Source organism: Vibrio sp. 10N.247.311.14 (assembly GCF_041467715.1).
GTDB classification, from domain to species: Bacteria; Pseudomonadota; Gammaproteobacteria; order Enterobacterales; family Vibrionaceae; genus Vibrio; species Vibrio crassostreae_C.
The window spans coordinates 46,261-67,614 of sequence record NZ_JBFSVE010000026.1 but is presented as its reverse complement, the minus strand read 5'-3'; the positions used below and the strand labels follow the sequence as shown (position 1 = coordinate 67,614).

The window sequence follows — 21,354 nt, the reverse complement described above, 5'->3', positions numbered from 1 at the left end:
CCACAACGGTATGCTAAGAACAAAAATGCCGTTCACTCTTAAGTGAACGGCATTACTGAATAATCAGCGGTTTTTAAATTCTTTAAGAGAACGCTAAGCGTGGCTTAGAACAACTCTTCTGCAACGCGGAACAGCTCAGAACGGTCTGGGTTCTGCATGTTCTCGATACAATCGATGATGTCGTGGTGAACAAGTTCTTCTTTCTCGATACCAACACAACGACCACCGTGACCTTCTTGAAGAAGGTGAACAGCGTAGTTACCCATACGAGAAGCCAATACACGGTCAAATGCAGTAGGACGACCACCACGTTGGATGTGACCAAGAACCGTTGCACGAGTTTCACGACCTGTTGAAGATTCGATCTCTTTAGCCAGTTCGTTAGCATCCATCATTAGCTCAGTTAGAGCGATGATTGCGTGCTTCTTACCTTTCGCAATACCATCTTGGATGTTGCTGATAAGCTGTTCTTTATCTAGGCCAGTCTCTGGAGTAATGATGTACTCACAACCACCCGCGATTGCTGACATAAGCGTAAGGTCACCACAGTGACGGCCCATGATTTCAACAATAGAAATACGTTGGTGAGAAGAAGACGTGTCACGTAGACGGTCAATTGAATCAATAACAGTGTTAAGCGCTGTTAGGTAACCGATTGTGTAGTCAGTACCCGCGATATCGTTATCGATTGTGCCTGGAAGACCGATACATGGGTAACCCATTTCAGTCAGCTTCTTAGCACCCATGTAAGAACCGTCACCACCGATAACAACAAGTGCTTCGATACCGTGCTTCTTAAGGTTCTCAATGCCTTTCTCACGAACAGCAACGTCTTTAAATTCAGGGAAACGTGCAGAACCTAAGAAAGTACCACCACGGTTGATCACGTCAGATACGCTTGAACGGTCAAGCTTTTCGATACGGTCTTCAACAAGGCCTTGGTAGCCATCGTAAATACCGTAAACTTCAATGCCAACTGATAACGCAGTACGAACAACGCCGCGAACTGCTGCGTTCATACCTGGAGCGTCACCACCACTGGTCAAAACACCGATCTTCTTAATCATGCTCACCCTCGATTTTTGGGAATCTATTATTCAATTCTTGTTCTTGCTGATTGTATATCAACAAGATTTTAAATCTATATTTGTGCGTTATGTTACATTTCCTCAACAGGAATAGCACTCAAATCGCGTAAAATTATGTAACATTTCTACTTCTGTAAGAGTATTACAGTTTTACTCAATAACTTTGTTGATTCACATCAGAATCAACATTAATTGTTACTAAGGTGGTTTTTGAATCACCTAACAGTTAATAATTTTTACTCACTTTAGTTCAAAAGCCACTCACTTACCATTTGCCCGCTGATTTTTAGCACGCATTACCACGAGTGGAATTTCTGCTGCTTCTCTGGTCCAAATACGACCGAATACGGGTCTTGGTGAATTAATACATCAGCATCAGGGAACACGGAGATAAGCTTAGCCTCTACTTCGTCAGAAATGCGATGCGCTTCAATAAGTGGGATATTATCTTCCAATTCTAGATGCAGTTGGATGAAGCGTATTGGCCCCGAGCGACGCGTTCGTAATTGATGCACACCCAACACGCCTTCCACGCTCAATGATGTCTCTTTAATCTGTTTCAGCTCATCATCTGGCAGCTTATGATCAAGCAGAGACTGAACCGCTTCCATCGCCATTTGATAAGCGCTGTACAGAATGTAGATACCGATACCGACCGCGAATACTGAGTCCGCCTGACCAATCCCAAACCAGCTCAATGCCAGTGCCAGCATAATCGCGGCGTTCATATAAAGGTCTGATTGATAGTGCAATGAATCGGCTGCAATAGCTTGGCTACCCGTTTTGTTGACCACATGTTTTTGGAAGCGAACCAGACCAAAGGTCATCACTATCGCGAACAGGCTGACGTAGATACCAATTTCTGGAGAGTTCAGTTCATGAGGTCGGAAGAAGCGCTCAATACCATTGAGAATAAGGAAACATGCAGAGCCTGAAATAAACATTGCCTGCGCTAATGCAGCGAGAGATTCAGCCTTACCATGACCAAAGGTGTGCTCTTTGTCGGCAGGCTGCAGAGAGTAGCGAACCACGATAAGGTTAACGACAGAGGCTGCGATATCAAGCATGGAGTCCACGACGGAAGCCAACAGACTCACAGAACCTGTTACCCACCACGCTGCGACTTTCACTATCAATAAAATAGTGGCGATGGTGGTGGCTGCCCAAGCGGCGAGCGTAACTAAACGTGCGTATTCTTGTTTCATAACTTGGCTATAAAGTGACTGATAGCACAAAGTATAACCTGCAAACAACCAATTGAATATGACAGCTATGATGTAAAACATTCATTTTTAAGGATCAAAAAAAGCGGCACTCGGCCGCTTCTTTCTAAACACTTTCATTCAACGCTGATTTTTCAAGCAATGAATTACTTGTCTTTGTTCATGCGTTTTCCCATTTTGTCAGCACACTTAGTCATGCGCTCTTGTTGGATTTCTTTCAGTTGAGTCTTTTGCTCAGCCGTTAGTACGCTCATCATTTGGTGTTGCTTCTTAAGCATTGCTACGCGACGCTCAGTTTGCTTCTCAACCATTTGGCTTGCTAGGTCGTTTGCTGCTGCTTCGTCAAAGTTGTCAGCAAGTACCAATGCTTGAACCTTTTCGTGATGCGCTTTCATTTGCGCCATTTTTGCCGTTTTGTTTGCACCGCGCTTTGCTTTCATCTCAGCACGGTCTGCTTCACGCATCTCTTTTAACTGTTCTTTTTGAGCGTCGGTTAGGTCTAGTTGGCGCATTACTTTTTTATCGAAACCGCCACACTTGTCGTGCATACCTTTGTGGTCACCTTTATCACCACCACCGTAAGCATACGCGCTTGCTGTACCAAAAATAAGTGGAAGTGCCGCAGCTGCTAGTACAAGTTTCTTAGTCATTTTCATAATTGTTGCCTCAATTCGGTATAATAAGTCATGTGTTGCGTCTGTTTCTCAGCGCTTGAATATAGATTAGTCTTTCCCTCGTAAAGTGACGTTTAGAAAGCGTAAAGAATCGTAAAGAGTGAAAGTTGACGAATAATTAGCAGTATTATTAACCTAACTAAATGATTAAGGCTTCCCAATGGCGAACATTCTTCTTATTGATGACGACACAGAGTTAACCAGCTTACTTAAAGACATTTTGAGCTTTGAGGGCTTCACTGTCTCCGAAGCCAATGATGGCTATGCCGGGCTTGAAGCGATCAATGATGAGATTGATCTGGTCCTTTTGGATGTGATGATGCCGCGCCTTAATGGCATGGAAACGCTAAAAAAGCTGAGGGAAAATTGGGAAACGCCGGTACTAATGCTGACCGCAAAAGGCGAAGAGATCGACCGTGTGATTGGTCTTGAGCTTGGCGCGGACGATTACCTGCCTAAACCTTTCAGTGACCGAGAATTGTTAGCGCGTATTAGAGCTATCTTGCGTCGAACTCAAACCGCCACCGCGCCTAAAGCGGCCAGTGATAGAGTTCAATATCAAGACATCGAAGTTTTCCCGGGTAAACAAGAAGCCTACTGCAATGGTGAGCTCATCGATCTCACCACCACCGAGTTCGCTCTACTGAGTCACCTTATCCAAAACCCAGGGCAAGTGATCACCAAAGAAGCATTGAGTTTGGATGTGCTGGGTAAAAGGCTCGCAGCGTTTGACCGCGCGATAGACATGCACATCTCTAATCTACGTAAGAAGATTCCTGAGCGCACTGACGGCAAATCACGTATCAAAACCTTACGAGGCCGTGGCTACTTATTGGTAGAGGAAGATTAATGCGTATACCTAAAATCACCAGCTTATATGGACGTATCTTTGCTATCTTTTGGTTCACCATGTTACTGGTGCTTTTGTCGGTGCTGTCACTTCCCCATTTAGACCCTCGAGTCGCGCGAGATGTGCCCGCAGATCACCTCGATAAACTCGAGCGTATCGCTAAAATCACAGAGAAACGCTACGCCAAAGAACCTAATCTGGGCAAGATTGTCTTCCAACTGGAGGCGCCACGCAGCCGCAAGGATTCTAGAGCTCGCATCTACCTGACCGATCTTGAGGGCGCAGTCCTTACCTCGAAAAGGCATTCAGACTATAAGCTAAAGGCGATTCGTAACTTTGTTACCTCGATTGATAACCCTGAGATACCGAAGCAAAAACTCTACGGACACTACATGGTCGCAGGGCCAGTGCCAATTACTCTCGCTGGTGAAGAGTTGCTGATGTATGCCGGAGTGAAGTGGAACCAACCACCGCCATTCTTACTGCGCCTGTTTGATAGACCTCTGCAGCTATTGCTTGCCGTGATGTTGGCGAGTACCCCGCTATTACTTTGGTTAGCTTGGGCACTCAGCCAACCCGCTCGCAGGCTAGAACGCGCGGCACAACGCGTGGCGAAAGGTCAATTCGAGGTCGATCCAACACTCGAAAAAGGTACTTCAGAGTTCAGACAAGCTGGTGAAAGCTTTAACCAGATGGTAGAAGCGGTAAACCAGATGATTTCGGGGCAACAACGCCTGCTCTCTGATATCTCACACGAACTGCGCTCGCCACTGACACGTCTTCGCATGGCCAATGCACTGGCGATTCGTAAACAAGGCGAGAGCCAAGAGTTAGAACGCATTGATACCGAAGCACAGCGTTTGGAACAGATGATCAGTGAGCTGCTAACGCTATCTCGTATGCAGGTCGACAGCCATATTACTCGTGAGGTTCAGCCTCTCTCGAGCCTATGGGAAGAGATCTTAAAAGACGCAGAGTTTGAAGCCGAACAGATGGGCAAACAACTGACGTTCTCGGAGATCCCAGAACGCTCTATTTCGGGGAACCCTAAACTGCTGATGAGTGCGCTAGACAACATTACACGCAATGCCATCTACTACGGTAAAGACCAAGTGGATGTACAGTTCCATGTGGTTCAAGATCAGCTAACAATTTGCGTCAATGATAATGGTGATGGTGTTCCAGAGGATGAACTCGATTCTATCTTCAGACCTTTCTACCGTGTCTCAACAGCGCGTGACAGAAACTCTGGCGGCACAGGGCTTGGATTAACCATTACTGAAAGTGCGATTCGCCAACACAGCGGAACCATCACCGCAACCCGCAGCCAGCTCGGTGGATTACAACTCGAAATCACCCTGCCTATCTTACCGGTGTAATACCCCCACAAAGATCGCAGTTGATAATGATTGTCATTATCGTTATGGTAAATCCTCTAATTAAGGAGGATTTACCATGTCGCACACTTTCCCTGCTTTACCCTACGCTTACGATGCCCTAGAGCCTTACATTGACGCTAAGACAATGGAAGTGCATTACAGCAAGCACCATAGAACCTACTACGATAAGTTTGTTGCGGCGGTGTCTGGCAGCGAGCTAGAACAGCAATCTCTGACCGAGATCTTCGCCAACATCTCTCAGCACAGCCCGGCTGTTCGTAACAATGGCGGTGGCTACTACAATCACATCTTGTACTGGAACTGCATGTCGCGAGACGGCGGTGGTGAACCTACGGGCGAGCTTGGTGAGGCTATCAAGAGTACCTTCGGTGATTTCGAGACATTCCAAGATCAGTTCGCCCAAGCGGCGATCAATACCTTTGGCTCCGGCTTTGCTTGGCTAGTGGTAGAGCAAGGGCAACTGAAGATCATCTCAACCTCGAACCAAGATAATCCGTGGATGGATACCGTTGTCAGTGATGGCGAACCGATTCTTGCGCTCGATGTTTGGGAACACGCCTACTACATCAGCTACCAAAACCGTCGTCCTGATTACATCAACGCATGGTGGAATGTGGTGAATTGGAAGGCGGTTGCTGAAAACTACGCACAAGCACTCGCGAATAAAGCGTAAGCGAATGGTGGTGAACTGTACTCACTCAGCTTGCCACCGTATACTCGGGCTATCTTTGATTACTCTTGTGAACCAACATGTTTGATATCGCTCTATACGAACCAGAAATTGCACCCAATACGGGTAACATCATCCGCCTATGTGCTAACTGCGGCGCAAACCTGCACCTGATTGAACCGCTTGGCTTTGATTTTGAAGAGAAGAAGGTTCGTCGTGCTGGCTTGGATTACCACGACCTTGCGCGAGTTAAGCGTCACAAGAACCTAGAAGCTTTCCTTGAGTATCTTGAGAATGAACGCGAGGGTGACTTCCGCATCTTTGCCTGCACCACTAAAACGACAGGTCACCACGTTGATGCAAAATTCCAACAAGGTGATGTGTTGATGTTTGGCCCAGAGACTCGCGGGCTGCCTGCTGAATTCATCGAAAGTATGCCAATGGAACAACGCATTCGTATTCCAATGATGCCAGACGCGCGCAGCCTGAACCTGTCTAACGCAGTGGCAATCATTGCTTTTGAAGCATGGCGACAAATGGGTTTTGAAGGCGCGGTATAACCGAACACTCAAGCTTATCTTTTATCTGTTATCTGTTATCTGTTATCTGTTATCTGTTATCGATAGTAAACAGTAAGTAACAGCTAGCGACAGACAATAAAAAAGGCTCTTACCATTATCACTTTCTTGCGAAGGATAAAGGTAAGAGCCTTTTCTGTTTTCCCTCTATATAAAGAGAGAAAAAATTAATTAGTTTAAGCGGTTACGATCGTTGTCGTCGTCTTTCTTCTCAAACTCACCTTCAAAGGTGTTGCCGTCTTTTGATTGGTCAGATGGATCGCGATTGAATGGGTCTTGTCCAAATGGGCTCTGGCCAAAACCAGCTTGTCCACCGGCATGGAAACCACCAGACATGTTGGTCACCACCATTTTTTCCATCATTTTCTTGGCAATCATCGCTCTTGGTGCTGGCAATAATACCAACATACCGAGTGCGTCCGTCATAAAACCCGGAGTCAGCAGCAATACACCGGCAACTGCAAGCATCACGCCTTCAAGAATCTGTTGTGCTGGCATTTCGCCTTGTTGCAAGCGACCTTGCACAGACATAAGTGTCTGAATGCCTTGGCTACGAACCAGCGATGCACCCACAAATGCAGTGATCAAAACCAACGCAATAGTTGGCCACAATCCTAAGAAGCCACCAACTTGAATAAATAGCCCAATCTCAATGATGGGTACGAAGATAAATAGTAATAATAAGATAGGAAACACACGCCCTCCTTTGTTACTTGCAGTTTACGCTGAAAGCCCTAACAATCTCAAATTTATCCTGTAAATAAGCGTGTTTATTGACCAAGAATAACTTTGCAAAATATTGACGAAACAAAACCGAAAAAGGTGATCCACTTAATATTTTTATGCGCTAAGTACAGTATCATGTGCCACATAAGTCAGGACGGATTTATCAGCCCAATATTCTAGCGAACGGAGTATTTGCACACAGAATAGGCTAATAACTAACTATATAATCAGAATAATTCTCTAAGGATCCTGTTATGGCTACTCAATCAGAAGCTCAAGTTGAAGCTCCTCAAGCTACTCGTCTCGAAGAAGATCTATTAGGTCAACGTCATGTTCCGGCTGATGCTTACTACGGCATCCACACTCTACGCGCAGTTGAAAACTTCAACATCTCAAATGTAACGATCTCAGATGTACCTGAATTCGTTCGCGGTATGGTGATGACTAAGAAAGCGGCGGCTTTAGCAAACAAAGAGTTAGGTGTAATTCCAAGCGAAGTGGCTAAATACATCATCCAAGCTTGTGACCTAATTCTAGACACGGGTAAGTGCATGGATCAGTTCCCATCGGACGTTTTCCAAGGTGGTGCTGGTACTTCTGTAAACATGAACGCAAACGAAGTTGTTGCGAACGTGGCTCTTGAACTTATGGGCAAAGAAAAAGGCCAATACGAGTTCATCAACCCGAACGACCATGTAAACCGCAGCCAATCTACAAACTGTGCTTACCCAACTGGCTTCCGTATCTCTGTTTACAACAGCGTTCGTAAACTGATTGATGCGATCGAATACCTAAAAGGTGCATTCGAGCTTAAGAGCCAAGAATTCAACACGATTTTGAAGATGGGTCGTACTCAGCTTCAAGACGCAGTTCCAATGACGGTTGGCCAAGAGTTCCACGCTTGGGCTGTAACCATCAATGAAGAAATCAAAAACCTAGAATACACTTCAAAACTACTGCTTGAAGTAAACCTAGGCGCAACGGCTATCGGTACAGGTCTGAACGCAGCACCGGGTTACCAAGGCCTAGCAGTGAAACACCTAGCAGAAGTAACAGGCCTAGAGTGTGTAGCGGCTGAAGATTTAATCGAAGCAACGTCTGACTGTGGCGCATACGTAATGACGCACGGCGCACTTAAGCGTCTAGCAGTTAAGCTATCTAAGATCTGTAACGACTTGCGTCTACTTTCTTCAGGTCCACGTACTGGTTTGAACGAGCTAAACCTACCTGAACTGCAAGCAGGTTCTTCAATCATGCCTGCTAAAGTAAACCCAGTTGTACCTGAAGTAGTAAACCAAGTTTGCTTCAAAGTTCTAGGTAACGACAACACGGTTTCTTTCGCTGCGGAAGGTGGTCAACTTCAACTGAACGTAATGGAACCTGTTATTGCACAAAGCATGTTTGAGTCTCTAGACATTCTGACAAACGCTTGTGTGAACCTGCGCGACAAGTGTGTAGACGGCATTACGGTAAACAAAGAAGTATGTGAAGCGCACGTATTTAACTCTATCGGTATCGTCACTTACCTAAACCCATACATTGGCCACCACGAAGGTGACATTGTTGGTAAGATCTGTGCAGAAACAGGTAAGAGTGTTCGTGATGTAGTTCTAGAACGCGGTTTATTGACCGAAGAAGAACTTGATGACATTTTCTCTGTTGAAAATTTGATGCATCCTCAGTATAAAGCGAAGCGCTACGAATAAAGTTAGCGAGAAAGGGTTCCAAACGGAGCCCTTTTTTAGGCTCCAATACGGTTAACCATGATTATTTTGTGGATTTCCGTTGGTTGCGCTTTTGCCAAATTGAATCTAAACCATAGAACTATTATGTGAACATTCCAGCGGCGAATGTTCACATAATAAAATCTAAATGAGGTGTTACTTATGATTGCAGTAGAACTGTTTGTCGTCCTGCTCTTTATCTTTTTGGGGGCCAGAATTGGCGGTATCGGTATTGGTTTTGCCGGTGGTGCTGGTGTTATTGCCCTTTCACTTATTCTTGGCGTTCCAACAAGCCAATCTTTCATCCCGATCGACGTAATCTTGATCATCATGTCAGTTATCACCGCAATTGCTGCAATGCAAGTTGCTGGCGGTATGGACTGGTTGGTACAAATTGCCGAAAACTTTTTGCGTAAACACCCTGAACGCATCACCTTTTACGCGCCGATTGTGACCTTTGTAATGACATTAATGGCGGGTACTGGTCACACAGCATTCTCTACGCTTCCTGTTATTGCAGAAGTAGCGAAAGGCCAAGGTGTTCGTCCTTCTCGTCCACTGTCTATCGCAGTTGTCGCTTCTCAAATTGCTATCACAGCTTCGCCAATCTCGGCTGCAGTTGTGGCTTTCGCAGCAATGTTGGCACCATTTGGTGTTGATTACCTAACGCTATTGATGGTTTGTATCCCAACAACCTTCATCGCTTGTATGGTTGGTGCGGTTGTTGCTAACTACATGGGTAGCGAATTGAAAGACGATCCTGTTTATCAAGAACGTCTAGAGAAAGGTCTAATCAAGCTAGCAACAGAAGAGAAACGCGAAATTCTACCTACAGCGAAGAAAGCAACGTACATCTTCCTAGCTGCAATTGGTTTCGTGGTTTGTTACGCAGCGGCTATCTCTAGCTCTGTTGGCCTAATTGAAAACCCGGCGCTAGGTCGTAACGAAGCGATCATGTCTGTAATGCTGGCAGCAGCAGCGGCTATCGTGATGTTCACTAAGATTGATGCAGCGAAGATTTCTTCAGCACCAACGTTCCGTTCTGGTATGACGGCATGTGTATGTGTACTTGGTGTGGCTTGGTTAGGTTCAACGTTTGTAAACGCACACGTTGCTGAAATCAAAGACGTAGCAGGCGCTCTACTGGCTGACTACCCATGGATGCTGGCTCTTGTTCTGTTCTTCGCTTCTATGCTGCTTTACTCTCAAGGCGCAACAACAGTTGCACTGATGCCTGCAGCACTAGCGATTGGCGTAGCACCACTAACAGCCGTTGCTTCTTTTGCTGCGGTAAGTGCGCTGTTCGTACTTCCAACTTACCCTACGCTACTAGCAGCGGTTGAGATGGATGACACAGGCTCAACGCGTATCGGTAACTACGTATTCAACCACCCATTCTTCATTCCAGGTGTGGTAACAATCAGTACTGCGGTAGCACTCGGCTTCGCATTCGGCGGTCTGTTTATCTAACATTCGCTGGTGATTGAACATTTAAAAGGAAGCTTCGGCTTCCTTTTTTGTTTTCTGCTCAATGTGTTATTTGATACGCATCAAATAACCATTATAAACTTTAAAAACCGCCTAAAAATAAAGTTTGAATAAAATTCCAAGATTATTCTGCCTAATCATAAACAACACCTACCAAATCAATCTCCTTCCACTTCCAGTTAATCCACAACGAATATTAATCCAAGCTAACTAACCAAAAAACCTTGACGATTTTCTGCCATTTTTTAGCCCTTTTATTAGCCATTATTTTTGTGAACAGCACCAAACTTAAATACCGGAGTAAGGAATAAAATAACCGCAGCTAAATTAAATCTAACTTCATTTGGATTAGTAAATATAAAAACAACCTTAATTTAAAGTCAGCAACTTTATATCGTTGAGTGCTTTATAAGTGTCCGTGTATTTACAATCTATAAATCATTAGTCGCTAATTCACATCACTTCTATTTAAGATGATGTAAGGAGATAGCCATGACAACTCAAACGATACCAAGCGAGAAAAAAAAGGGCGGCTTCTTTGCCAACTTTAAATTCCCTTCTGCCTACACCATTCTATTTATTCTGATTGCGTTCGTCGCACTGCTTACCTGGATTGTTCCAGCAGGTCAATACGACCGTGCAATGAATGAAGAGCTAGGCCGAGAAGTACCCGTAACCGGAACCTATCAAGCGGTAGAAGGTAACCCTCAAGGCGTGATTGATGTACTGCTCGCGCCTATTGACGGCTTCTATGACCACAATAGCTATGAAGCGGCGGCTATCGACGTTTCGCTGTTCATCTTAATCATTGGTGGCTTCTTAGGGCTAGTAACCAAAACGGGTGCCATTGATGCCGGTATCGAGCGCGTCACCGCCCGCTTAGAAGGGCGAGAAGAGTTGATGATACCAATACTGATGGCGCTATTTGCCGCAGGTGGTACCGTCTACGGCATGGCGGAAGAATCACTGCCCTTCTATACATTGCTAGTGCCGGTAATGATGGCAGCTCGCTTTGACCCTCTTGTTGCCGCTGCGACCGTACTGCTTGGTGCAGGTATTGGGGTGCTGGGTTCAACGATTAACCCATTCGCAACCGTGATCGCTGCCAACGCCTCTGGTATTCCATTTACAGACGGTATCGTGTTGCGTATTGCCATGCTCGTTATTGGTTGGATAATTTGTGTTGCCTACGTGATGCGTTACGCAAGAATGGTTCAAGCCGATCCAACCACATCAATTGTCTACGACAAATACGAAGAGAACAAAGCGCACTTCTTAGGTAATGCGAGCGGCGAAAAACTTGAATTCACCGCGACTCGCAAACTGATTCTGACCATTTTTGGTGGCTCGTTCGCTGTGATGATTTACGGTGTATCCGTTGCTGGATGGTGGATGGCTGAGATCTCAGCGATGTTCCTAGCTGCAACCATTATCGTTGGTATTGTGGCTCGTATGAGCGAAGAAGAGTTTACCACCAGCTTCATTGATGGTGCCCGCGACCTACTTGGTGTTGCGCTTATCATAGGTATTGCACGTGGTATCGTAGTGGTGATGGACCGCGGTATGATCACCGATACCATTCTGTTCTCTGCAGAACAAATGGTAACGGGGCTTTCTTCAGTTATCTTCATTAACGTGATGTTCTTCTTAGAGATTCTACTGTCATTCTTAGTGCCATCGACCTCTGGTTTAGCGGTGCTTACCATGCCAATCATGGCACCATTGGCTGACTTTGCTGGCGTAGGTCGTGACCTGGTTATCACTGCGTACCAATCTGCATCTGGCTTGGTGAACCTAATCACCCCAACCTCCGCGGTGGTGATGGGTGGTTTGGCGATTGCTCGTGTCCCTTACGTGCGCTGGGTTAAATGGGTGATGCCACTAGTCGGTATCTTGATGGTTTTCTGTATTGTTGTGCTGAGTATTGGTGCGCTGATCTAACTAACAGCACTTCACACCTATCTCATCCAAAGCCGCTTCTCACAGCGGCTTTTTTATTGCAGCCTCTCCCAATGCAACCCTCTGCTACTGAAACAGCTCCTCAAAGCCATACACGCGATATTCAAGGTATCTTCTGTTCGTAGCAAAGCTCAACCAAACTCAAAGTGCTTGCTATAGAAGAATCAATCCTACTTTTTAACATCCAATTTTCTTGATGAAATAACACTCTATTTTCAACCATGATGTTTAAACAAATAGTTAGTCACTTATTAGCGTTAATTATATTTAAAGTAATTTACAGCCTAATAAATAGACGAGGGTTAATGCCCTTTTTTATCAAAAAACACACTTAAACAGCCGATTTTAAAATGTGAGCGCAACAACTTTATTCGAATTTACTTTGTTAATAAATAATTAATTCCACATCCAAAATTAAATATCTAAATAAAAACACTGCATACTTCCAAGCTAAGTACACTCTTATCAATAAAACTATTCTGCATATAATCCCTCGTAAATTAGATTCTAGTAAGTTTCGTCAAAAAAGCGTGCATAAAGTTCCCTAACCGCTAACTATTTAGAAGGTATTAGTCATAACTAAAAGTGCATAAAGTTTGTTAAAACCCTTAATTTTAAAGGGCTGCGGGATAAAAAACGATTTGTGATAGATCTCTAAGAATACCTGACTAGCAGGCGTAATATTAATTCCAGACAAGAGATATGAATAAATAATTCATTCTTCTCAACTGAAAATAAATAATTACTCTTAGCGATAAAAGTAATTCAAATATATAAGAGAGAGACGATCATGAGTAAGTTCTATGTAGGTTCTGAAATAGGTCAATTACGCCGCGTTCTAGTTCACCGTCCACGACGCGCACTGACTCACCTAACACCCTCTAACTGTCACGATTTACTATTTGATGACGTACTGGCTGTTGAGCGTGCAGGTAAAGAGCATGACGCATTTACTCAAACGCTACGTGATCAAGGTGTTGAAGTTCTTCTTCTTACTGACCTACTAGCAGACACGCTAGCAGTGCCAGAAGCGAAAGATTGGCTTTTGAATCATCAAGTTTCTGATTACCGCTTAGGCAAAACTTTTGCTAACGATGTGCGCTGCTACTTGGGCGACTTACCAAACCTAGAGCTAGCAAAAATCCTAACGGGCGGTCTGTCTTACGCTGAAATGCCAATGAAATCATCTTCAATGATGCAAGGCATGCATGCACCAACCGACTTCATTATCGAACCGCTACCAAACCACCTATTTACTCGTGACACATCTTGCTGGGTATACGGTGGTGTATCCATCAACCCGATGGCGAAACCAGCTCGTCAACGTGAAACCAACCACGTTCGCGCTATTTACCGCTGGCACCCAACATTCGCAGGCCAAGATTTCATTAAATACTTCGGCGATGAAGAAAACATCAGCTATGACAATTCAACGATTGAAGGCGGTGACGTTCTTGTAATCGGTCGCGGCACGGTGCTTATCGGTATGTCTGAGCGCACAACAGCACAAGGTGTTGAGCACTTAGCGTCTAGCCTATTCAAACACGGTCAAGCGAAACAAGTTATCGCAATGCAACTACCGAAACACCGCTCTTGCATGCACTTAGACACCGTGATGACGCACATGAACGAAGATACGTTCTCTGTATACCCTGAAGTGGTGAGTAAAGACGTGCAGTGCTGGAACCTAACTGGCGATGAGTCTGGCGCAGTGAAAGTGAAAGAAGAAGGCTACTTCGTAACAGCTATCGAAAAAGCACTTGGCGTAGACAAGCTAAACCTAATCACGACCGGTGGTGACAACTTCCATGCAGAGCGTGAGCAGTGGAACGATGCAAACAATGTTCTAACGGTTAAACCTGGCGTCGTGATTGGCTACGAAGGCAACACCTACACCAATGAAAAATACGACAAAGCAGGCATCACAGTTCTTCCTATCCCTGGTGATGAACTTGGCCGCGGTCGCGGTGGCGCACGCTGCATGAGCTGCCCTATTGAGCGTGATGGTATCTAATCACTAAGACGAAACGGCCAAGTTGGCGAACGCAAATAACCTCAACTTGGCCACAATGAGAGAACACAATTATGACTAAACAAACTGTTGTTGTTGCACTCGGTGGTAACGCCCTACTTCGTCGCGGTGAGCCGTTAGAAGCTGACGTTCAGCGCCGTAATATTGAAACAGCGGTGAAAACCATCTCGGAAATCGCCAAAGAGTACAACGTGGTGTTAGTACACGGTAATGGCCCACAAGTTGGCTTACTTGCTCTGCAAGGTTTGGAGTACAAGAAAGTAAATCCATACCCACTGGATGTATTGGGTAGCGAAACGCAAGGCATGATCGGCTACATGCTGATGCAAGAGTTCAAGAACTATCTACCTAACCGCAACATCTCGTGCATGTTGACGCAAATGACCGTTGATCCAAACGATCCTGCATTCGCCGATCCAACGAAGCCGATTGGCCCGATCTACGAAGAAGCGGAAGCGCGTGAATTGGCGGAGAAATTCCACTGGATCGTCAAACCAGACGGCCAACACTTCCGTCGCGTTGTGCCAAGCCCACGCCCTACTGGCATTGTTGAGCACGAAGCGATCACCCAACTTATCGATGCAGGCCACCTAGTGATTTGTACTGGCGGCGGTGGCATCCCAGTGAAAAAAGAGAACGGCAAATTAGTGGGTGTTGAAGCGGTTATCGACAAAGACATGTCAGCGGCTTTCTTAGCGAAACAACTGGATGCGGATGCACTGCTTATTTTGACCGACGCGGACGCTGTTTACCTTGATTGGGGCAAACCGACTCAACACGCACTGCGCAGCACCACACCAAGTGAACTGGCGAAATTCGAATTTGATGCAGGCTCTATGGGACCAAAAATTGAAGCATCGTGCGAATTCATTCAGCAAGGCGGCAAAGTCGTCGGTATTGGTGCACTCGAAGATGGTTTGCAAATCCTGCAAGGCTTGGCGGGCACCAACATCACCAAAGATTAATCTACTCGCGAGCTTTTCAAACCTTGCGAGAAAACTGAATCACCGTTTGAACTGAAATTAATACACAAAAATTGAATCGCGCTTTCTTGAATTTTCTTTCCCTGTAACAAGAAAGCGCCTAAATCTAAGAAGGAATACATCATGGCTTTTAACCTACGCAATCGTAACTTCCTAAAACTACTAGATTTCACTCCACGCGAAATTCAACACTTATTAGATCTTTCTATGGAGCTAAAAAAAGCGAAGTACAACGGTTACGAACAGCCAACACTAACTGGCAAAAACATTGCGCTTATCTTTGAGAAAACCTCAACTCGTACTCGCTGTGCATTCGAAGTAGCGGCATTCGACCAAGGCGCTCGCGTGTCTTACTTAGGCCCATCTGGCTCTCAAATTGGCCACAAAGAATCAATGAAAGATACCGCTCGCGTTCTTGGCCGTATGTACGATGGCATTGAATACCGCGGCTTCGGTCAAGAGATTGTTGAAGAGCTAGGCGCTTACGCTGGAGTTCCAGTATGGAATGGTCTGACTGACGAATTCCACCCTACACAAATTCTTGCTGACTTCCTAACCATGACGGAATACGGCCGTGGTAAACAACTGCATGAAATCAGCTTTGCTTACCTAGGTGATGCTCGCAACAACATGGGTAACTCTCTGATGGTTGGCGCAGCGAAAATGGGCATGGACATTCGCCTTGTTGCTCCAAAACAGTTCTGGCCACAAGAAGAACTATTGGCTCAGTGTCGTGAAATCGCAGAGCACACAGGTGGCAAAATTACACTGACTGAAGATGTTCAAGAAGGCGTGCAAGGTTGTGACTTCCTGTACACCGACGTTTGGGTATCTATGGGCGAAGCGAAAGAAGCATGGGCTGAGCGTATCAACCTAATGATGCCTTACCAAGTGAACATGGAAATGCTGAAAGCAACGGGTAACCCACATGTGAAATTCATGCACTGTCTGCCAGCTTTCCATGGCGAAGATACCACGGTAGGCAAACAACTTGCGGCTGAATATCCACAGCTAAAAGACGGTGTGGAAGTGACTGATGAGGTAGTTGAGTCTGAATACTCTATCGTGTTCGATGAAGCTGAAAACCGCATGCACACCATCAAAGCAGTAATGGTTGCAACACTAGGCAGTTAATTACCTAAACAGCTAAGAATCGAAACAACTAAGAAGTTAAGCACTCACTTGTTCGCGAGACATTGACAAGTTAAGTGTAATGACAGGGAAATGCGGGCGGCGAACTTGGGATTTAGCCCTTGGATAAAGCCCGCATTTTTTTTCATGTACTTGAGGGCATTATCGCCCCAAAAACCCTGAGATTTTCTGTTTCAACAAGGGCTTAAATCAAAGCAAAATGTAGAGGTTGTTTCGCATAAAAATCCATTAAATGAATACTTTACGGAAAGTATTGCATGGCCTTTTTATCTGAGTATAATCCTCCGCAATTTGTCTTAAGAGAGCAAAAAATGAACTGCAATTCTGTCGCACATGATTGTCAAACTACACGCCAAAGAGTGGCGGTGGTGTCATTTTTATTTTGCTCTATTGATCGTTTCGAAGCCTCCTATTTTTAGGGGGCTTTTTTTTGTCCGCAATTTGACTGTATGCATAGAAGGAAGACCCGTTATGGCGCATTCGTTATTTAACAAGCACATCATCTCCATACCTGAGCTCACTCGTAATGAACTGGAGCTTATCGTCGACACAGCAGCAAGACTCAAGGCCGAGCCAAACCCAGAGTTGCTGAAAAATAAAGTCGTTGCGAGCTGCTTCTTTGAGCCTTCAACTCGAACTCGCCTTTCATTTGAGACCGCCGTCCAGCGCCTTGGTGGCACGGTCATTGGCTTTGATAATGGCGGTAACACCTCACTGGCGAAGAAAGGCGAAACACTTGCCGATTCGGTACAGGTTATCTCTTCTTACGTTGACGCCTTTGTGATGCGTCACCCACAAGAAGGGGCAGCACGTTTAGCGTCTGAATTTTCTAACGGTGTGCCGGTAGTAAACGGCGGCGACGGTGCTAACCAGCACCCGACGCAGACCTTGCTGGACCTGTTCTCGATTTACGAAACACAAGGCACGCTCGATAACCTCAATGTGGCGTTCGTCGGCGACCTAAAATATGGCCGTACCGTGCACTCATTGACGCAAGCACTATCGAAATTCAATAACGTGCGTTTCTTCTTTATCGCGCCAGAAGTCTTAGAGATGCCAGATTACATCTGTGAAGAATTGGAAGAGATGGGCATCCAATACAGCACTCACTGCAGCATTGAAGAAGTCGTGCCGGAACTGGATGTTCTGTACATGACTCGCGTGCAGAAAGAGCGCTTTGATGCGTCGGAATACGCACACATGAAATCGGCTTACATCCTCACCGCCGATACATTGAAAGACGCTCGTCAAAACATGAAGGTACTTCACCCGCTGCCACGCGTCGACGAAATCACCACCGACGTTGATAAAACGCCACACGCTTACTACTTCGAACAAGCTGAAAACGGTGTATACGCTCGCGAAGCCCTATTGGCCCTAGTTCTTAACGACACTTTATAAGCAGGAGAAACAGTCATGGTTAAACAAACTCAGCTACAAGTAGAAGCGATCCGTAACGGCAGCGTGATTGACCACATCCCTGCTCACCTTGGTATCAAAATCCTTAAACTGTTTAAGCTACACAAGACAGAACAGCGCATCACTATGGGCTTAAACCTGCCATCATCGGCACTTGGCCATAAAGATCTAATCAAGATTGAGAACATCTTTCTGACCAAGGAACAAGCCAACCAATTGGCTCTGTACGCCCCGCAAGCGACGGTCAATCAGATTGAAGAGTACAAGGTGGTTAACAAGCTAACATTAGTGCTGCCAGAGCAAATCAACAGTGTCTACTCTTGCCCGAATAGCAACTGTATTTCGCACGGTGAGCCAGTCGAAAGCAGCTTTAAAGTGCAGCTAAAACAGGAAAACGTGCAGCTAAAATGTCACTACTGTGAAAAAGTATTCTCTCGCGAGATCATGAGTGAAATTCGCTAACCCTTAGCGCCATTATCACGGTCTCCAAAGCACCCTAATACCGATGGATATTTATGCCAAACTTGGAATAAATATCCATTTAACAAAAGAATAAAACTCCAAAATAAAAGCAATTAACTAGAATTTTATTTGGTGATCCCCTTCAAAAAGATAACTATCCTTTAGTGGTAGACTCAATGGGTAGACGATCATACATCACGCATACCTTCCCTCTTTATTTCGGGATTCATCGGTAAGCCCTATTTAACAATCGTACTCTACGGCTTTGGGAGTACGCTCGGCGCTATGGACAAGCGATAACCACATGTTGACCTTAAGGAGTTGTTCATGAACCCAATCACTGAGCACGGTTGCTTGTATTCAGCTGAAGATAAAACACTGACTGCAGCGTGCAAACGCTTACTACAACAACAAAGCTTCTCGACCCAAAATCAACTGCGAGAGAAACTCGTCGATATTGGCTATACCGGTATCAGCCAATCGACCGTATCTCGTATTTTGTCACAGCTTGGTGTTGTCAAAATTCAGAATGCTTGCGGTAAAAAGGTTTACTGCATCACGGTTGAAAGTGCACCGGTTCGTGTCGATGCATCCATCTCATCGCAAATCGAATTCATCACTCATAACCAAGCGATGGTCATCGTAAAAACTCATCCAGGTTGTGCTCAATTAGTCGCAAGATTAGTCGATATCGACCCACATACTGAGATTATCGGCACCGTTGGCGGTAATGATACCGTGCTTATTATTCCAAAAGATACGATGAATATTGATGCTTGCGAACAAGTAGTAAAAGCACGCTTGGGTGTAGCTTAAATGTCTCTTTTACAAAGGCAAGTCACTCAAGTTGAATTGCAGCTCCCCACTCGATTACCCAATAAAATCGCTATCCCGCCTTAGGGGATATTTGTTTGCCGATGAAACTAATAGCAAACTATTACGGTCTGATTGAGTTAAGATACCTTCAACTCCATTTTGATGACTAAATAGTATGCGACGACTTGCCACATTACTTTTTGTTTGTGTTTCCCTATTCACCCAGCCTGCGTGGGCGCTATTTGGGAACGACAACGCCGAGCCAAGCTTCGGAGGCAATAACAATGGTTTTGTCCCTGTAGACCAAGCTTTCCCTTTCAATTACTACCAGCAAGACGACAAAGTCCTTCTCGACTGGCAAGTAAAAGAGGACTACTACCTCTATCAACATAGCCTCTCGTTCACCGGGCAAAATCTCGCTATCGGTAATGTTGAATTAGAAGATGGTAAGCCGCACCAAGATGAATTCTTCGGTGAGGTGAGCATTTATACTCAGCCGTTATTCGTGCAAGTTCCTCTGCAGAGTTACCAAGATGGCTCACAGCTGATCGTTAAGTATCAAGGCTGTGCGGACGCAGGGTTCTGCTACCCACCAGAGACTCGTATCATCGACATTGAACCTTTCACAGCAACAGGTTCTGCTAATTCGCAAGGTAGTGACTCACAAGCTTCATCTTCTGCTGGCAACGAAACCGATGTTTCTATACAACCAACATCTCCGAAAGCAGACGTTGTAAGTAACACGACTCAACAGCCAAATACCCCTGTTTCAAAAGAAGCAGGCTTAGCCGATAAGCTCGGTGACAGTTGGTGGACCCCTCTATTATTCTTAGCACTCGGTGTTGGTTTAGCCTTTACGCCGTGTGTGCTGCCTATGTATCCGATTCTAACGGGTATCGTTTTAGGTGGTGGCAAACTCAGCCAAGGTCGCGCGCTGATGCTGTCCTTTATTTACGTGCAAGGCATGGCGTTAACCTACACCTTATTAGGTTTAGTGGTTGCTTCAGCAGGCATGCAATTCCAAGCCGCTATGCAGCACCCTTACGTGCTGATCGCGCTGAGTGTTCTGTTCGTGGCGTTAGCAATGTCGATGTTTGGCGTTTATAACCTGCAACTGCCAAGCAGCATCCAAACTTGGCTCAACAACCAAAGCAACAAGCAGCAAGGTGGCAATACCTTGGGCGTATTCGCAATGGGCGCTATCTCTGGCTTGGTGTGTTCACCTTGTACCACGGCGCCATTGTCAGGCGCACTGCTGTATGTGGCTCAGAGTGGTGACCTATTTACCGGTGCAATTGCTCTGTACGCGTTGGCTATGGGTATGGGTATCCCACTGATTTTAGTGGCAGTGTTTGGTAATAAGCTATTGCCTAAAGCGGGCAGCTGGATGAACAAGGTGAAGATCGTATTCGGCTTTATCTTGCTTGCCGCGCCTATCTTCCTGCTAGAGCGCATCATTCCTGAATTGTGGGCAACCGTGCTTTGGTCTGGCCTTGGCTTCATCGCCTTTGGTTGGCTTTACCACAGTAAGAATGCACTGCCATTTGGTGGCTGGAAGCAAAGCGCTGTGGGCATCATTGCGATGCTTGGCCTGTTCGCATCAGCTCAACCTGCGCTCAATTACTGGTTTGCAGAAAAGAGCGTGACGGTAGAACAACAGCACATCCAATTTGCACGCATCAACACGGTTGAAGAGCTAGAAATCCAGCTCATCGAAGCGAAGAAACTCGGTAAGCCTGTGATGCTCGACTTCTACGCCGATTGGTGTGTGGCGTGTAAAGAGTTCGAGAAGTACACCTTCCATCAAGCTGATGTGGAAAACAAGCTTTCTGACTTTGTACTGCTACAAGCCGATGTAACGAGAAACATGCCTCAAGACATTGAACTGCTTAAACAATTACAGGTACTTGGCTTACCGACGATTGAGTTCTGGGATGGCGAGGGTAACCATGTTCCAAATGCTCGTGTAACCGGTTTTATGCCTGCTGATGTATTCTTAAAACACATGCAAAACCACCAGCTATAACGGCAATATTCACTAAAATATAAGCCGAATCGAAAGCCGCACCGCCCCTCCGTAACGAGATGGCAGTGCGGCTTTTTTGCTATT

The 21,354-nt window shown here is 45.5% G+C and carries 18 protein-coding genes; 14 read left to right on the top strand and 4 right to left on the bottom strand.

The window, feature by feature from the left end; all coding sequences use genetic code 11:
* Positions 1-104 precede the first annotated feature (104 nt).
* The 3 genes from pfkA to AB6F11_RS11610 form a co-directional block, all read right to left on the bottom strand.
* The gene (pfkA, locus tag AB6F11_RS11620; RefSeq protein ID WP_017061160.1) at positions 105-1,067 is read right to left on the bottom strand and encodes a 6-phosphofructokinase; all 963 of its coding nucleotides are present in this window, start codon (positions 1,065-1,067) and stop codon (positions 105-107) included.
* A gap of 317 nt (positions 1,068-1,384) precedes the next feature.
* Positions 1,385-2,293 carry a CDF family cation-efflux transporter FieF gene (gene fieF / locus AB6F11_RS11615; protein ID WP_050649603.1) on the bottom strand — a complete coding sequence of 303 codons (909 nt, stop codon included), beginning with the start codon at positions 2,291-2,293 and terminating at the stop codon, positions 1,385-1,387.
* A gap of 164 nt (positions 2,294-2,457) precedes the next feature.
* The gene (locus AB6F11_RS11610) at positions 2,458-2,967 is read right to left on the bottom strand and encodes a CpxP family protein (protein ID WP_017063671.1); all 510 of its coding nucleotides are present in this window, start codon (positions 2,965-2,967) and stop codon (positions 2,458-2,460) included.
* 178 nt (positions 2,968-3,145) lie between these two features.
* On the opposite strand from AB6F11_RS11610, the gene AB6F11_RS11605 reads away from it, so the two are divergent.
* The 4 genes from AB6F11_RS11605 to trmL all read left to right on the top strand — a co-directional run bounded on the left by AB6F11_RS11605 (position 3,146) and on the right by trmL (position 6,465).
* Positions 3,146-3,835 carry a response regulator gene (locus AB6F11_RS11605; protein ID WP_102394143.1) on the top strand — a complete coding sequence of 230 codons (690 nt, stop codon included), beginning with the start codon at positions 3,146-3,148 and terminating at the stop codon, positions 3,833-3,835.
* Positions 3,835-5,214, top strand: a complete 1,380-nt coding sequence (cpxA, locus tag AB6F11_RS11600) for an envelope stress sensor histidine kinase CpxA (protein WP_102394142.1) — start codon at positions 3,835-3,837, stop codon at positions 5,212-5,214. Before AB6F11_RS11605 ends, cpxA begins: the two co-directional genes overlap by 1 nt.
* Positions 5,215-5,290: 76 nt before the next feature.
* Entirely contained in the window at positions 5,291-5,908 is a 618-nt protein-coding gene (locus tag AB6F11_RS11595; RefSeq protein WP_017066564.1) for a superoxide dismutase, read from the top strand.
* 77 nt (positions 5,909-5,985) lie between these two features.
* A complete protein-coding gene (gene trmL / locus AB6F11_RS11590) occupies positions 5,986-6,465 on the top strand; it encodes a tRNA (uridine(34)/cytosine(34)/5-carboxymethylaminomethyluridine(34)-2'-O)-methyltransferase TrmL (RefSeq protein ID WP_009844716.1) in 480 nt (159 codons plus the stop codon).
* Between the two features lie 189 nt (positions 6,466-6,654).
* On the opposite strand, the gene AB6F11_RS11585 is transcribed toward trmL, so the two are convergent.
* On the bottom strand, positions 6,655-7,179 hold the full coding sequence (locus tag AB6F11_RS11585; RefSeq protein WP_012604974.1) for an FxsA family protein: 525 nt from the start codon (positions 7,177-7,179) through the stop codon (positions 6,655-6,657).
* Between the two features lie 284 nt (positions 7,180-7,463).
* Here AB6F11_RS11585 and aspA point away from each other — a divergent pair, with 284 nt between their 5' ends.
* From aspA to AB6F11_RS11535, 10 genes are all read left to right on the top strand, one after another.
* Complete coding sequence (gene aspA / locus AB6F11_RS11580) at positions 7,464-8,915, top strand: aspartate ammonia-lyase (protein WP_017063668.1); 1,452 nt, start codon at positions 7,464-7,466, stop codon at positions 8,913-8,915.
* A 180-nt stretch (positions 8,916-9,095) separates the two neighbouring features.
* Positions 9,096-10,403, top strand: coding sequence for an anaerobic C4-dicarboxylate transporter (locus AB6F11_RS11575; RefSeq protein WP_017061168.1), 1,308 nt, complete (start codon positions 9,096-9,098; stop codon positions 10,401-10,403).
* A 510-nt stretch (positions 10,404-10,913) separates the two neighbouring features.
* Positions 10,914-12,362 carry a YfcC family protein gene (locus tag AB6F11_RS11570; RefSeq protein WP_102394141.1) on the top strand — a complete coding sequence of 483 codons (1,449 nt, stop codon included), beginning with the start codon at positions 10,914-10,916 and terminating at the stop codon, positions 12,360-12,362.
* A gap of 808 nt (positions 12,363-13,170) precedes the next feature.
* The gene (gene arcA, locus AB6F11_RS11565) at positions 13,171-14,394 is read left to right on the top strand and encodes an arginine deiminase (RefSeq protein ID WP_017062724.1); all 1,224 of its coding nucleotides are present in this window, start codon (positions 13,171-13,173) and stop codon (positions 14,392-14,394) included.
* 71 nt (positions 14,395-14,465) lie between these two features.
* Positions 14,466-15,377, top strand: a complete 912-nt coding sequence (gene arcC, locus AB6F11_RS11560) for a carbamate kinase (protein ID WP_102394140.1) — start codon at positions 14,466-14,468, stop codon at positions 15,375-15,377.
* Positions 15,378-15,518: 141 nt separating this feature from the next.
* Positions 15,519-16,529, top strand: coding sequence for an ornithine carbamoyltransferase (locus AB6F11_RS11555; RefSeq protein ID WP_017062722.1), 1,011 nt, complete (start codon positions 15,519-15,521; stop codon positions 16,527-16,529).
* A 489-nt stretch (positions 16,530-17,018) separates the two neighbouring features.
* The gene (gene pyrB, locus AB6F11_RS11550; RefSeq protein ID WP_102394139.1) at positions 17,019-17,948 is read left to right on the top strand and encodes an aspartate carbamoyltransferase; all 930 of its coding nucleotides are present in this window, start codon (positions 17,019-17,021) and stop codon (positions 17,946-17,948) included.
* A gap of 15 nt (positions 17,949-17,963) precedes the next feature.
* Positions 17,964-18,428: an aspartate carbamoyltransferase regulatory subunit gene (pyrI, locus tag AB6F11_RS11545; RefSeq protein WP_050647091.1), complete on the top strand. Its 465-nt coding sequence runs from the start codon at positions 17,964-17,966 to the stop codon at positions 18,426-18,428.
* Between the two features lie 327 nt (positions 18,429-18,755).
* Complete coding sequence (locus AB6F11_RS11540) at positions 18,756-19,244, top strand: arginine repressor (RefSeq protein WP_017063664.1); 489 nt, start codon at positions 18,756-18,758, stop codon at positions 19,242-19,244.
* 175 nt (positions 19,245-19,419) lie between these two features.
* Complete coding sequence (locus AB6F11_RS11535) at positions 19,420-21,270, top strand: protein-disulfide reductase DsbD (protein WP_102394138.1); 1,851 nt, start codon at positions 19,420-19,422, stop codon at positions 21,268-21,270.
* Positions 21,271-21,354 lie beyond the last annotated feature (84 nt).